Below are 13,822 nucleotides of genomic sequence, written 5' to 3'. Positions count from 1 at the left end.
CGATGGCACAGATCAGGGTTGAAGCGCTCAACAAATCCTTTGGAGAGTTTCACGCAGTCAAGGGCGCGAGCTTTACGGTGGATGACGGACAGTTCCTTTGTCTGCTTGGGCCGTCCGGCTGCGGCAAAACGACAACGCTGCGGATGATTGCAGGACTGGAATTGCCGACATCCGGCACGATCAGGCTCGACGGTGAGGACGTGACGATGAACCGTGCCTCCGCGCGAGATATCGCCTTCGTCTTCCAGCTATTTGCGCTCTATCCGCACATGAATGTCCGGCGCAATATCGGCTTTCCGCTCAAATGCGAGGGCATCGGAGCCGCGGAGTGCGACCGGCGCGTGGTGGAGGCCGCTCGGATCCTGCGTATCTCCCACCTCCTTGATCGGTCGGTTTCGACCCTCACCGGCGGCGACCGTCAGCGCGTCGCGCTTGGGCGGGCGATCGTCCGCAAGCCGAAGTGCTTCCTGATGGACGAGCCGCTCGGAGCGCTCGATACCGAGATGCGCGAGGCGATGATCCAGGAATTGCGCGCGCTGCATGACCGGCTTGGCGCGACCACCGTTTACGTCACGCATGATCAACTGGAGGCCATGGCAATGGCGGACCTGATTGCGGTGATGAACAACGGCGTGGTCGAGCAGATTGCGAGTCCGCGCGATATTTATGACCGGCCTGTTTCGCTCTTCGTCGCGGACTTTATCGGTTCTCCAGCGATGAATTTCTTGCCGTTTCGCGGCAGCCTGCAAGCCGGGGCGCAGGCGATCCGGCTCGGGGATCGCGACGTTGCGATACCCACCGCACGCGAGGCTCTGGTGGAGAGCGACCTTGTCCTGGGCGTCAGACCCGAGCATGTGCGTTTTTCCGATAGCGGCATGGTGCGGGGCGAGATCTACGGGTCGGAATATCTCGGCACGACRCAGATCGTGACGGTGACGACGCCTTACGGCGCTCTCAAGGCCCGCTCGCCCGCCAGCATGCCCTTTCGGATTGGGATGAATGTCGGGCTCGATTTTCGGCCCGATACGTTGTCGCTCTTCGACCAGGGGTCGGGACGGGCAATACGCACCGCATTGCACGAGGGAGGCAAGCATGGCTGAAGTCGAGATCGGGGCGGTCTCCAAGGCGTTTGGCAAGACGCAAGCCGTCGTCGATCTGTCCCTCACCATTGGAGATGGCGAATTCGTTGCGTTGCTGGGGCCGACCGGCGCCGGCAAGACGACGACGCTCCGTCTCGTTGCCGGATTAGAGGCGCCCGACAGCGGTTCGGTCCGCATCGACGGACGCGATGTGACCAGTGATGCGCCGGCGGATCGTGACGTCGCCTTCGTATTCCAGCAATATTCGTTGTACCCGCATCTGACCGTGTTCGAGAACATGGCCTTTGCGCTACGCGCGCCGACTCGGCGCCTGCCGGAGGCCGAAATTCGCGCAAAGGTCGAACAGGTTGCGCGTCTTCTCCATATCGAGGCCAAGCTCCACAGCAAGGCGACTCAGTTATCGGGCGGGCAGATGCAGCGCGTTGCGATTGGCCGCGCTCTGGTGCGCTCGCCCTCGATCTACCTGATGGACGAGCCGCTTTCTTCGCTCGATGCCAAGCTGCGCGGTGAAATGCGCCTGGAGCTTAAGCGCATCCAGATCGATCTCGGCGCGACGATCCTCTACGTCACCCACGATCAGACCGAGGCTATGACCATGGCATCGCGCATTGGCGTGATGGAGGCCGGGCGGCTGATGCAGATCGGCACGCCGCGCGAGATTTACGAGAACCCGGTCAACGCCTATGTCGCTGCCCGGCTCGGCCAGCCGATGATCAACCTGCTGCCGGCAACTCTGTTTGCCGGCGTTCCGCCCGGCGTTAAGACGATTGGCGCTCGTACCGAGCACCTGGCGATCGCACGCAGCGGCGGGGACGTGTCGGCCACCGTCACGCGGGTCGAACATCTCGGCGACCAGAGCCATGTCCATCTCGATCTCGGCGGCCAACCTGTCGTGACGTTGGCGGATCCTGAGGCGAGGTTAGACGTCGGCGACGTCGTGTCGCTACGCCTTAACAGGCCGCTGTTCTTCGATGCGGCCGGCGGGAGGGTCGCGGCATGAGTCTCGATCGGACCTCTAGGGAGAATCTGGTGCGGGCGCTTGYGGAATCGGTGATCCAGCACGCCGACGAACTGACCAGCCTCGACCAGGCGATCGGTGACGGCGATCATGGGCTGAACATGAAACGCGGCTTCGAGGCCGTGCTCGCGACGTTGCCCGGCCTTGCGGACAAGTCTCTGCCAGAAATGCTGAAGTCGATCGGAATGACGCTGGTCATGAAGGTTGGCGGAGCCTCTGGGCCGCTGGTTGGCACCTTCTTCATGGAGTTGGGCAAGGCGCTTCCAGAGCAGCCAACACGCGCGGAGTTTGTCGCGGCTACGGATATGGCAATCAACGCCGTAAAGGCGCGCGGACGCTCGGAGGCAGGACAGAAAACCTTGCTGGATGTCCTAGTGCCCGTGCAAGCGGTATTGGCTGCAGGCGGCGATGCGCGGGCGATTGCGTTAGAAGCGGTGCAGGYGGCCGATCGCACGACGCCGATGCTCGCTATTCGCGGCAGGGCTTCTTTTCTCGGCGAACGCTCCATTGGTCACATGGACCCGGGTTCGCGCTCAGCGTCCCTGTTGATCGGGGCTGCAGTCAAAGTATTGGAATTCGAGGCAAGGTCATGAACAATCCAAATGGCGGCAATGTCGGAATCGTTATCGTTTCACATTCGCCCAAGATAGCGGAAGGCGCGGCAGATATGGTGCGCCAGATGGTGGGCAATGCGGTGCCGCTCGCCTGGACCGGCGGCGATGTCGATGGAGGGCTCGGCACGAATGTTGCTGGAATCCTGGAGGCGATCGAGGCGGCGTGGTCCACGGCAGGTGTTGCTGTGCTCGTTGATCTCGGCGGTGCCGAGACAAATTCCGAGATGGCGGTGGAAATGTTGGCTGAAGATCGAAGGGCGCGCGTCGTCGTCTGCAATGCTCCGGTGGTCGAAGGAGCGGTGATTGCAGCGACGGAATCCTCGGGTGGCTCATCGCTCGCAGCCGTCAAGCGTAGCGCGGAGGAATTCTATGCATGATGCCCACGCCAGCCGGGCAGGTGAGACGTCGGTGCCGCTGACCGCCTCGGCGGTTCTCGTCAACAAGGTCGGACTTCATGCGCGGCCGTCGGTCAAGCTCACGCAGTGTGCGAAGAGGTTTGCCGCAAAGATCGAACTCGCCCTCTCTGGAGACGGGCCTTGGACGGATGCCAAGAGTCCGGTGAAGGTGATGCGTGTAAAAGCTCCGCAGGGGGCGACGCTGCATTTCCGGGTCGCCGGACCGGACGGAGAGGTGGCGCTCGCTGCCATGCTTGCGCTTGTGCATGACGGTTTTGGTGAGGCTTAACGGCAGTGGCAGAGATCCAACTTATCGGCCGTGCCGCATCGCCGGGCCTCGCGTTCGGGCCGGTCGTCGTGCTGACTGCGGCCGTGGCCGGGCGAATGGCGAGCGAGGATCCGGAGCAGGAGGCTGCAGCGCTGCGGGCGGCGATCGGGGGGGCGAGGGCGCAACTCGCCGAGCAGATCAAGACGATTCAGAGTGAGGCGGCAGACATTCTGGAGTTCCAGGCCGCCATGTTGGAAGACGATGCACTAACAGATACGGCATATGAACTTATCGCGATCGGGATCGCTGCCGACCATGCCTGGCGCCGGGCACTCGACCTGGAGATCGCCGGCTATCGCGCGGCTGAAGATGAATATTTCCGTGCCCGGGCCGTTGATATCGTTGACATCCGCGATCGCGTGCTTGCGCATCTGGGCGGTGTGGACGTTGTCGCCGGAATCGCGGGCGGTTCGATTGTTGCGGCTGAAGATATCACGCCGTCGACCTTTCTTGCGACTGACTGGTCGCAAGGCGGCGCGATCGCGCTGGCCAGTGGCTCACCTTCCTCGCATGTCGCGATGTTGGCGCGTGCGCGCGGGGCGCCGATGGTCGTTGGATTAGGTCCGTTGTCGTGGCATGGACAGCCACCAGTCTTGGCGCTGGTAGACGGCGACGCCGGAAGGGTCATCTTCGATCCGGAGCCGGAGACCATCCGGCTCTTTGAGCTGCGCATGGCGGCTGCGAAGGCCGAACTGGCTGTCACCGAGGCGACCAGCCTTGCGCCTGCCTTCGTCGCCAATGGTCGGCGGATAGCGGTTCTGCTCAATGTCGCCGGGCCTGAAGACCTTGCAAACCTTGATCCCGCAGTTTGCGACGGCATCGGCCTTGTACGCACGGAATTCCTGTTCGAGGCGGCCCACGGCCTGCCGGACGAGGAAACGCAATACAGGGTCTATCGAGACATTCTCGTCTGGGCCCAAGATAAGCCGGTGACGATCCGGACCTTGGATGCAGGCGGAGACAAGCAGGTTCCCGGTTTGACGGTCGAAGGTGAGAGCAATCCGTTTCTCGGCCTCCGCGGTATCCGCCTCTCGCTCGCGCGGCCGGAGGTGTTTCGCATGCAGCTCCGCGCGCTCTGCCGTGCGGCTGTCCATGGCACGCTGAAAGTGATGTTGCCCATGGTTGCGGTCCCGTCGGAATTGGACCGCGCGAACGAAATACTTGACGCGGAGTTCACTGCCCTCCAAGCGAAAGGAGTTGCCTGCGCTCGTCCGCCGCTCGGCATTATGGTCGAGGTTCCAGCGGCGGCGCTCTGTGCAGCAGATTTTGGCGCTGCATTCTATTCCATCGGTTCGAACGATCTAACCCAGTACACCATGGCGGCGGCGCGCGACATCGGCGCAGTCGCTGACCTCAATGATACCAGCAATCCGGCTGTGCTGGCACTGATAGCCGCGACCGTCGAGGCCGGGCTAAAGCGTGGCGTCGAGGTTTCGCTCTGTGGCGACGCCGCGGCCAACACTCACCTGACGGCGGCGCTGCTCGCGACCGGATTGACAACTCTGTCTGTGTCGCCGATTGCCGTCGCACGGCTCAAGGCCGCAATCGCAAAGGTGAGTTCATGAAGGACGATGTCGGCAAGGACACGCCCGGTGACAAGAATGTCGCAGAATACAAAATAATCCTGCGAAAGGTACTCGACAATCGGCCCTCGGGGACGCGCCTGAAGCTTGCGGCGGCGCTGGGCAAGAATCGTTCGTTCGTGAGTCAAATCACGAATCCGGCTTATCTGGTGCCGATCCCGGCGAAGCATGTCGCGGTCATCTTCGACGTCTGCCACCTGTCCAGCGCCGAGCGTGCGGCATTTCTCGATGCGTATGGCCGCGCGCACCCCGGAAGACTGCGCGCACCCCACCGCGAAGCGCGCACGCGTGTCATTACCGTGACCGTTCCTGAACTTGGTGACGACAAGAGGAATCGTGCGCTCGAGCAGCTCATCGTGGATTTAGCCGCGCAGCTCGCGCGCTTTGCGGAAAGCGTCGGTTAGCCATTGAATCGAACTTTAGACCGGACTGGGAGAACGCTCATGAAAAAGCTGATCAACAGCGCCGATACTGTACTCGAAGAAAGTCTTGACGGCCTCGCCGCAGCGCACGCGGATATCCTGCTTCTCGGCGCCGAGCGCAAATTTGTGCGCCGTCGCACGTTGAAACCGGGCAAGGTYGCGCTGATTTCGGGAGGCGGCTCGGGACATGAGCCGCTGCATGCGGGCTTTGTCGGCCTGGGCATGCTCGACGCGGCTTGTCCTGGCCAGGTCTTCACCTCGCCGACGCCAGATCAGATGATCGAGGCTGCGGAGGCCGTCGACACCGGCGCAGGTGTGCTGTTCATCGTCAAAAACTACGAAGGCGATGTGATGAATTTCACCATGGCAGCCGAGATGGCCGGCCGAGAGGTTGCGAGTGTGGTGACAAACGATGACGTGGCAGTCGAGAAGTCGACCTACACGACCGGTCGGCGTGGCGTCGCTGGAACGTTGATCGTGGAAAAAATGGTCGGCGCCGCTGCCGAGACCGGAATGCCGCTTGCCGCGCTCAAGGCGCTCGGCGATGAAGTCAACCGGCGTACGCGCTCGATGGGCGTAGCTCTATTGCCATGCACTGTGCCGGCCGCCGGACGGCCAAATTTCACGTTGGCCGACGATGAAATGGAAATGGGCGTCGGCATTCATGGCGAGCCTGGCCGGCGCAGGGTACCGTTGGCTTCCGCCGATGCGATCACCGCCGAGGTGCTCGACGCGATCCTGAAGGATCTTGCGCCGAGCAAGGGCAGTGAAGTGCTGCTTCTCATTAACGGATTTGGTGCGACGCCTCTGATCGAACTCTATCTGATGGTCAATGCTGCAAAGCGGACTCTGGATCACGCGGGGATCACGGTGACGCGCTTCCTGACCGGTTCCTACGTCACATCCCTCGACATGGCCGGTGTCTCGATCACCGTATCGGTGCTCGATCGCAAAGCCACGACATTATGGGATGCCCCGGTGCAGACCGCAGCTCTGCGTTGGGGCGTCTGATTTCCGCGCGCGGCTCATGTTTTGCTGCAATCGAAGTCCTATCGACTCCGCCCCGCTTAGGCCCGTCCATGCAGGGGAGCCGTTTCTCGTCGGCTCGATCGATCGCATAGTCGCGTCCGCGCCGCCAAGGTAGTGTGGCTGCCGAGAAAACCTGGATCGAGGGCAATGAGAAGTAAGATTCGACAAAAAGGACCCGATCGGAGGATCCACTCGTAGCGCAAAAAGGGACGTTGGGGTGTAGATGTTGGAGCTGAATAGCTCCCGCTGGCTGAATCTAGCTCAAACTTCCCAATCATGGATCGGAGCGAGAGTTTGATTGTTTCAATAGTTGGAACAGTGCGTATGCACGATGTGTGCACCGAGAGTTCACAAAAATCTAACGCACTCAATTTGGGGAGCCAACATCGTTCCAAATTCTGAGCCGGTAACGACCCTGGTTTGTCTGCGGCAGACCCGCATGACTGTCGCGTTTGAGACGTTTGCGTTGGTTCAAATCATGGGCCAGATTTAAACCCGCCATTCGACAAGCTTCTGAGTTTAGGCGAACGATCGGAGGAAATATCGCAGATCTGCGTCGTGTGGGGAGAGGCGTTAGCGGTCTCCTGACTCGCACCCTGACGCCTCATCTTGTCGGTTCTCGCGAGCCGGTCCGCCCGTGCCGGGTGTGCCCGCCGCCTTCCGTTGTGCCCGGAGCGCCGTCATCCGCTATCCGTAGCGGCTTGCCTGTCCCGCGCGACCGGGCGCATCCTCTCTCGCATGGGCAGCAATCGTTCGAGTAGAGGAGCAGAACAGATGAGCGACCTTGTCGTAATTGCATTTCCAACCGAGGCGAAGGCGGAGGAAGTTCGTCAAAAATTGCTGGCCATGCAGAAGGAGTATTTGATCGAACTCGGCGATGCCGTGATCGCGGTGAAAGACAGCAACGGAAACATCAAACTAAATCAACTGATCAATACCACGGCTGCTGGTGCGGCTACTGGCGCCTTTTGGGGCACGCTGATTGGCCTGATCTTTTTGATGCCGCTTGCTGGTGCTGCCCTTGGCGTCGCGTCCGGCACACTCAGCGGATATTTAACGGATGTCGGCATCAACGACAAATGGATGAAAGAGACCGCTGCCGCCGTTCAACCCGGAACCGCAGCGCTCTTCGTACTGGTGCGCAAAGTCACGGCAGACAAGGTTCTTGAGAGGCTAAAAGGCGAAGGCGGCACGGTGCTAAAGACTTCTCTCGACCACACTAAGGAAGCCGCCTTGCAAGCGGCGCTGGCGGAGGTCAAAGCGGCGGTACCGGCGGCTTCGCCTCCTGATTTGCCGGGCGCTTGAAACGATGGCGACCGCCTGCCGACGACCGCTCTCGGCATTACCGCAGCCCTCTCTGGCCCAGTGACGCCGCGCCGGGTACGGTCATTGGTGCAGTTCCGGGTCCTTTGTGAGGGCCAGAGGCAAGTGCCGGGACCGCGCGACCGCGCCGTATGAATATATTTGCAATTCATCATACCGCGTTAAATTTAGTGCGATCCGTTCACGTGCCTGAGCCCGAGGCACAGCGTTGACCTAGATCAAACCATTGATGGCGGTGACGTTCTTCTGAACGGAGAGGGCCGCGTGAGTGTCCGGCTGGGCTTGTTCTTTAATTCCCAGGATTTTGATCTATTTCGCCAAATGCGTGAGGGATGCAGATGTCGGACAATCCCATCGACGTGATCGAAGCCGCCATTCGCTCCGCCTTCACCAGTTACCCAAAGGAAGACGACCCGGATTGGAGAAGTCCGCACTGGATCAAGTCTGAAGAGTGCACGCACTTGGCACAGGGCATACTGCTAGAATTGCACGCAAACGGATTTGAAATCGTGAAGAGGCAGACCTGATAGATCGGCGGCGGGCCCGCGCAATTGGTCATTTGAGGTGACCAGATCTCGCGACGTGACACAGGCTCGACCCAGGCGGCCAAGGCGCGCCGCTCGACCGGCACCTTGCGGGCGTTACCATTCTTGCCCGTGCGCTTCCCAACTGCGGCAGATGTCGCAGTTGATTTCTTTCGCTCGAACCTTCGTTGCGGCATCGCCTCTGCGCCAGTGCCGCCGGCCGCACCGCCTCGACCGCCTCGATCACGCCAGAGGCGCGTGGGAAAGGGAGGGAGAGCTTAAGTGGAGCGGGGCTGATGGCAAGAGCGGTCAGACGCGAACCAACGATGCCCCTATTTGCTTTCCGGGGTCCCTCGGAGACCAGGGCCAAACGGGGGGACCGCGCGACCGCGCCCTTTGAGGATATTTGGAGTTTTTTTGATTTTCGAATTTCCTTTCGTACCATCTCGCAGACAAAGGCTGGTGCGCACTTGCGCCACATCGCGCGCCGCCTTTGTGTACGGGACCGCATAAAATTAAACCAGGAATGCGCGATGGCAAAAATCCTCGTTGGCGTTGTTGCGATGCACCGAACAACGTACGCTCGGCGAGCGGCTCAGGCTGTATGTCGAAGAGAGCTTCCATAATGCTTGAAGAAGTTATCAAGCTTCACTGGTTCGCCGGTATCTCGCCAGAACAGTCTTTTACCGAGGCTGGCCGCCACTGCGAGGCGGTGGTGGCCGCCGATTAAAGTATGGTCATCGGATGCTGTTGCGATGATCTCGCCGTCTTCGTCCACGATTTTCATGTGCTGCCTCCAATCCAGCGTGCGGCCAGGCCGCCGCGATGGTGCGCAATCTATCTAACCTTATGCGGGCCCTGGGCGTTCCAACCCATGAAGATCACGGCTTCCGTATTCGACATGCGCCACATCGCCGCCCTTTGTGTACCAACTGGCAAGGTACCAACTGGCAAGGCCCGATTGCGGAGGGCGCGCGCCAGCACTCGACGGTCCCGGACCTGGAAGCCGCCCGGCGATGACAAATGGGCAAATTGTTTGTTGTGGATCAATTCCAAGGTGCCCAGACAGTCGTACGCTGCGCTGAAAACGAAGGAGGTTCCACATGGCATCAATCTTCTCGACGCCCCATCCAGAAAAATGCCCTCAATGTGGTTCTGGGTTGGTCCATCTAGAGTGGCGTGAGCGCGTCAATGCCCAAGAAATCCATGACCTTTGGCGCTGCTTTAACTGCAAAAGCGAGTTTGTCACCGCCCCCACTCCTGATGAGAGAGAACCCTCGGTCGTCGAGATAACCAAGCCCTTCTTTACGAGCCTAATAGTCTAATCGACTGGCGTGGCTCGCGCTTTACTTGACGCCTTGACCGCCGACGCGCGCCGTTCGGCGGAGATCGTGCGGCGTGAAGCGCTTGAGACCCAATAAATCACAGAGCCGGGGCGTCTTGCTCTTGTCCTTGTTCCGGCACCAAACGCCACTCTTTGCGACGATTGGGCAAATAGGTCCTTGCCGTTACCTACTGTGAGCTTCGTCAGGCAGGATGCGAACGAGCAAGCGCATCCGGTCCTCCACTGGCCCAGGAAACAGGCTAAGGTCGCAGCCCCCATCAAGGGTCAAAAGGACAAGCTCGATGACCACAATCAAGTTCTTGGCGACTGGATTGATCGCGATCACCGTCCTTACAACGACCGCCGTGGCTCGCGAGAAATTCGCAGCCGGGCCAACGCGCATCACGGTGTACGGCAAGCCCTGTCATATATTCAATACCGGCCCCGGCGGCTGCTGGATTGTCTGGGAGGGCATTCCAATATGGTTCGGTCCGTCGGTCCGGGGCGTGCCCGGCCGCATTTGCGACAATGGCGACAATCCGAGGATATGTTGAGATGCGGACGATAGGAGGTGCGCAGCGGTATCCGAGGCAATCGCTGCGCGGTTCGGCCCTCGGCGGCGTCGGTCAGCGCGGTGGCGGCGAGAAGTACGCGCGGGTGCTTGTGCTCGCGTTTCGGCACCGTCTCGCTGAAGTGCCGGATCGCATCGCGCAACGTGATGAGCTCGGTGCCGCTGGGCAGCACGATCTGAGCGTCAAAGCGGCGTAAGCAACCATCGGATTCAGCCATGCTGACGCCAGTCCGACGGTATCCGTTCGCCGCAATCAAAGCGCGCGTATTTCTCGCGAGTCCACGCCTCATGAACGCGCGAGGCCCGGAAATTGGCCTCTGTGCTTTTGGGCAGGATATTCGCTCCATGCCACCTCGAACGCCGCGCGGGAGCCGCCTCGAACGACGGCGCCGAGCCTTTGCGGTGCTCGCGGGGCTTCGAGCCGRGATAGAAGCCGCACTGCCATTGCCAAACCTCGGACGAGTCTGGGGTTTCCGACGGCTTTTGCTATGCTGCCGACGTGATGTCGTCAAAGTGGATGTGCCAGCAATCGCTGCGGTGCGGATCGCGCCGGCGGGTGAGGACGGGCATAGGCGCATTTGAGCGGGGCCGGCAAGGTGCGGCGACCCGGATTGGCCGCGCTCGCTACTGGTCGAGCGGCCCCTTCCAATCTGTAAAGTCGTATACGGCCCACCATCGATGCAACGTCTGCCCGCACGCTTTGCAATCGAAGCGCCCGCTTGCCACGACCGGCCGCCTTATTTGGATAGCGCTGTGAAGCGTCCCGCAAAACAAGCAACTAAAAAAGACGCGCATTGGTCATCGATCCCCGGTCGAAGTGCACCCCGTGCGTTGGCCAACTGGGTCGCCATAGTAAAAAGGGCAGTTTGTATCTTGGCAGTTCAGGCCGAATATTTGTGAGTTCGCGCCAACGAGGGTCCTCGGTCGCGATGCGGCGCGGTGGGCCCAGGGTGCAGTGAGTGCACATAATTCACAAAGGACAAAAGGCCCGGCTGGGCCGGGCCCCATTGCATGCCACTCGCGTCGGTGACTTGTGAGTTCAGAGGCCAAAGGACCAACCGATTGCGAGACGCTGGCTCACTGGCGAATCAGTACCGTAATTTGTCGACACAATTGAGGCCAACGACGGTCGTCCCCGAGCATCTCAAGCTCGGCACTATGCGGCAGTCACGGCCATGGCAGCGATCCTCACGGCCTATCCCTTCGGCGGCTGCAATTCCCCAGCAAACCACCTGGCGACCTCGGGCGACGTGATCGGATCGGCTTCCTCGCAATGCAAGCATGTCGGCCGGAGTGGGCCCTTGCCATCCGGTCGCGCTATCAGGACCAGCGGCTTGCCGCAACGCGCACAATTTAAGGTTTTGGATATCCCGTCCATCGCCTCATTATGGCGCGTGGAACCGGAGAGTCCAGATATTGATGGCGATCTCCGCGACTGACACGCACACAAATTCGCGAATGCCTCATCAGGCTACCGCATCGTCCAGCCACAGTTCGAGCAGCGCGCGATCTGCGTCGCATCTCCTCGGCCGCCAAGAGCACCTGGGCGCGCGCAGGCGCGGCATGCACCTGCGGCAGGTCGGTAGCGCAAGCATGGATGACGCTTATTGCGGCTGGGTTCGCCTGGGATCGAATCAACATCGATCTAGCAATGGTTGGCCTGGGCCTAGCGGCGGCGTCTTGGCTGATCGGGTACGCGCTTCGATACGTTCTCACGGGCGGAGATGATGTCATGTCGAAATTGAAGAGAGACAGTTGAATAAAGGCCACTTCAGTTGGTAGCTTCTGGACGTCGCCTGTTGGCGGCCCTTAGAAYGAGCTGACACCGGCCTCAAACGGCAAAGCGACGCGGATCACTCCATCCGGAACAGCCTCGAAGCCGCTTCTGCGCCGAAAAAGGCCAACTTGGAATGATCACATCAGGTTCACGCGCCTGAAGCTTTACTGGGCCATTGCCGAGGTGTTGCTCTTGCGAAGTCTGTCGAGGTCCTCATCAACCGCCAGAGCCATCGGCGTATTCCGCGGCGTCATCCGGTACGTCTGCAAAGAGGGTGCGGCCGCGACCAAAGCTGGCCACGCCGCCTCCGCGTCGGCGGCATGGCCGGTACGAATAAGCGACGATAGCCAGACCGCCTTGCAGACACCTATCGCAGGTGTTCGATCCATACATTCGCGGGCGAAACGCAGCGCATCCTCGTAATCCTGCACGGAATAGCGCAGCCTTGCCCCGTAGAGCGCGTAGTGTGCTGGGCGTACCGGGTTCCAGGAGATCGCCTTCTCGAAGGCTTCAATCGCTGCCTGGGTTCGACCGGCATAATGCAATGCACCGGCAAGGACGACCCAGTTGTCCGGATCGCCAGGGCCGAGCTCGATCGCCCGCTCGGCCGCGCTCACCGCTGACTCAGGGTCCTGACCTGCGTCGGTTACTAAGGACAGCACTCGCCACGAACTGGCACGCAGCGGGTCCAGCGCAATCGCGCGCCTGACGTCGGCGATCGCCTGCGGCAAGTCCTGACGACTGAGCCCAGGATCGTGATGGCCAAAAATCAGCATCTTCTTCACCAGTCCGAGTCCCGTCCACGCGGGCGCGTAGTTCGGATCAAGGCGGACCGCCAGTTCGAGTTCCTGCCGCGCTTGGCGGAGGCTCTCGGAACTTGGTGCCATGGTCAGCGCAAGCGTGCGCAGCACGCGCGCATGCACATCAAGCGAGGCCGGCGCGCGGCTCCGTAACGCCGCCCGGTCCGACTCGCGCACGGTTGCACCAAGCGAGGCGCTGATCCGAGAGATCAACGTTTCAGTAACGTCGGGCAGGTCCYGCGCAGTGGGCTCGAACCGGCCGCTCCAGACGATGCGGTTGTTGCCGGAATCGATCAATTGCACGTGGAGCTGCAGCCGGTCGCCGCGTCTCTCCGCGCTGCCATCCACAAGGTAGCGAGCGCGGGTCATCGCAGCGATCTGCGCCGGCGACAGGTTCTTGCCGCTAAGTTCGGCTGTGGCGAGGGTTGAGACGATGTGCAGGTCGGGGTTGCGCGCAAGTTCGGAGGCAATCATGTAGGCTAATCCGTTGCCGTCCGGACTGCCTTCCTGAGAGGTGTTAAGTACGCGCAGGGGTAGAACTGCAACATCGGCCACCATCCTGTTGTGTACCTTGGGAGGCCCGGAGCCGGCGCCGAGCAGTAGAAGTTGCCAGACCGCCACGATCGCGACTGCCACCATCGCAAGGGCGGCGGCCAGGCGATGGAATCTTCGCACATCGCGCGGCGCCGTGTCGGCCGCGTCAACGATCAGAAGGTAACCACGTCGTGGCATCGTTCGCACGACTTGCTGCCGGCTGTCACCGAGCGCGCGCCGGATCTCGACCACGCATTGCACGAGCGAGTCGTCGGTGACCGAAACGCCCGGCCACACTCGCGCACCGAGATCGAGTTTTGTAACCAGCTCTCCGGGACGGCGCCCCAATTCAAGCAACACTGCCAGAGCCTGAGGCCGCAGCTCAACGGCCTGGCCGTGCAGGTCAAATAACTGCGCCTGATCCAAATTGAGCGTGTATCCGTTCAGCCGCAGGCAGGTCATGCGCACACCTCCCGCCAT

The 13,822-nt window shown here is 61.1% G+C and carries 14 protein-coding genes; 12 read left to right on the top strand and 2 right to left on the bottom strand.

Annotated elements, in window-relative coordinates; genetic code table 11:
- Window positions 1–2: 2 nt before the first annotated feature.
- The 10 genes from AB4Z51_RS04705 (at window position 3) to AB4Z51_RS04660 (ending at window position 8,339) form a co-directional block, all read left to right on the top strand.
- Window positions 3–1,100: an ABC transporter ATP-binding protein gene (locus AB4Z51_RS04705; protein WP_063981215.1), complete on the top strand. Its 1,098-nt coding sequence runs from the start codon at window positions 3–5 to the stop codon at window positions 1,098–1,100.
- Window positions 1,093–2,100, top strand: a complete 1,008-nt coding sequence (locus tag AB4Z51_RS04700) for an ABC transporter ATP-binding protein (RefSeq protein ID WP_063981216.1) — start codon at window positions 1,093–1,095, stop codon at window positions 2,098–2,100. The genes AB4Z51_RS04705 and AB4Z51_RS04700 overlap by 8 nt, the downstream gene beginning before the upstream one ends.
- Complete coding sequence (gene dhaL, locus AB4Z51_RS04695) at window positions 2,097–2,711, top strand: dihydroxyacetone kinase subunit DhaL (RefSeq protein ID WP_441497106.1); 615 nt, start codon at window positions 2,097–2,099, stop codon at window positions 2,709–2,711. The genes AB4Z51_RS04700 and dhaL overlap by 4 nt, the downstream gene beginning before the upstream one ends.
- On the top strand, window positions 2,708–3,109 hold the full coding sequence (gene dhaM / locus AB4Z51_RS04690; protein WP_135215651.1) for a dihydroxyacetone kinase phosphoryl donor subunit DhaM: 402 nt from the start codon (window positions 2,708–2,710) through the stop codon (window positions 3,107–3,109). The genes dhaL and dhaM overlap by 4 nt, the downstream gene beginning before the upstream one ends.
- Entirely contained in the window at window positions 3,102–3,416 is a 315-nt protein-coding gene (locus tag AB4Z51_RS04685; protein ID WP_028150081.1) for an HPr family phosphocarrier protein, read from the top strand. Before dhaM ends, AB4Z51_RS04685 begins: the two co-directional genes overlap by 8 nt.
- A gap of 5 nt (window positions 3,417–3,421) precedes the next feature.
- On the top strand, window positions 3,422–5,020 hold the full coding sequence (gene ptsP, locus AB4Z51_RS04680; protein WP_135215650.1) for a phosphoenolpyruvate--protein phosphotransferase: 1,599 nt from the start codon (window positions 3,422–3,424) through the stop codon (window positions 5,018–5,020).
- Entirely contained in the window at window positions 5,017–5,442 is a 426-nt protein-coding gene (locus AB4Z51_RS04675) for a hypothetical protein (protein ID WP_135215649.1), read from the top strand. The genes ptsP and AB4Z51_RS04675 overlap by 4 nt, the downstream gene beginning before the upstream one ends.
- A gap of 39 nt (window positions 5,443–5,481) precedes the next feature.
- On the top strand, window positions 5,482–6,471 hold the full coding sequence (gene dhaK / locus AB4Z51_RS04670) for a dihydroxyacetone kinase subunit DhaK (RefSeq protein WP_135215648.1): 990 nt from the start codon (window positions 5,482–5,484) through the stop codon (window positions 6,469–6,471).
- Between the two features lie 792 nt (window positions 6,472–7,263).
- Window positions 7,264–7,794, top strand: coding sequence for a DUF1269 domain-containing protein (locus AB4Z51_RS04665; RefSeq protein ID WP_028150077.1), 531 nt, complete (start codon window positions 7,264–7,266; stop codon window positions 7,792–7,794).
- Window positions 7,795–8,150: 356 nt separating this feature from the next.
- A complete protein-coding gene (locus tag AB4Z51_RS04660; protein WP_223153873.1) occupies window positions 8,151–8,339 on the top strand; it encodes a hypothetical protein in 189 nt (62 codons plus the stop codon).
- Between the two features lie 592 nt (window positions 8,340–8,931).
- Here the strand turns inward: AB4Z51_RS04660 and AB4Z51_RS04655 are convergent.
- Window positions 8,932–9,123, bottom strand: coding sequence for a hypothetical protein (locus tag AB4Z51_RS04655; protein WP_028150075.1), 192 nt, complete (start codon window positions 9,121–9,123; stop codon window positions 8,932–8,934).
- 839 nt (window positions 9,124–9,962) lie between these two features.
- Here AB4Z51_RS04655 and AB4Z51_RS04650 point away from each other — a divergent pair.
- Both AB4Z51_RS04650 and AB4Z51_RS04645 read left to right on the top strand, forming a co-directional pair.
- A complete protein-coding gene (locus AB4Z51_RS04650; RefSeq protein WP_135215647.1) occupies window positions 9,963–10,214 on the top strand; it encodes a hypothetical protein in 252 nt (83 codons plus the stop codon).
- 1 nt (window position 10,215) lies between these two features.
- A complete protein-coding gene (locus AB4Z51_RS04645; protein WP_135215646.1) occupies window positions 10,216–10,428 on the top strand; it encodes a hypothetical protein in 213 nt (70 codons plus the stop codon).
- A 1,744-nt stretch (window positions 10,429–12,172) separates the two neighbouring features.
- Here AB4Z51_RS04645 and AB4Z51_RS04640 read toward each other — a convergent pair.
- Window positions 12,173–13,804 carry a winged helix-turn-helix domain-containing tetratricopeptide repeat protein gene (locus AB4Z51_RS04640; protein ID WP_441497105.1) on the bottom strand — a complete coding sequence of 544 codons (1,632 nt, stop codon included), beginning with the start codon at window positions 13,802–13,804 and terminating at the stop codon, window positions 12,173–12,175.
- Between the last annotated feature and the right edge of the window lie 18 nt (window positions 13,805–13,822).

Origin of the sequence: Bradyrhizobium sp. 2TAF36 (assembly GCF_052114925.1) — a bacterium.
Classification (GTDB): Bacteria; Pseudomonadota; Alphaproteobacteria; order Rhizobiales; family Xanthobacteraceae; genus Bradyrhizobium; species Bradyrhizobium barranii.
The sequence above is the reverse complement of the archived record's forward strand: the minus strand, read 5'-3'. Positions and strand labels throughout refer to the sequence as shown.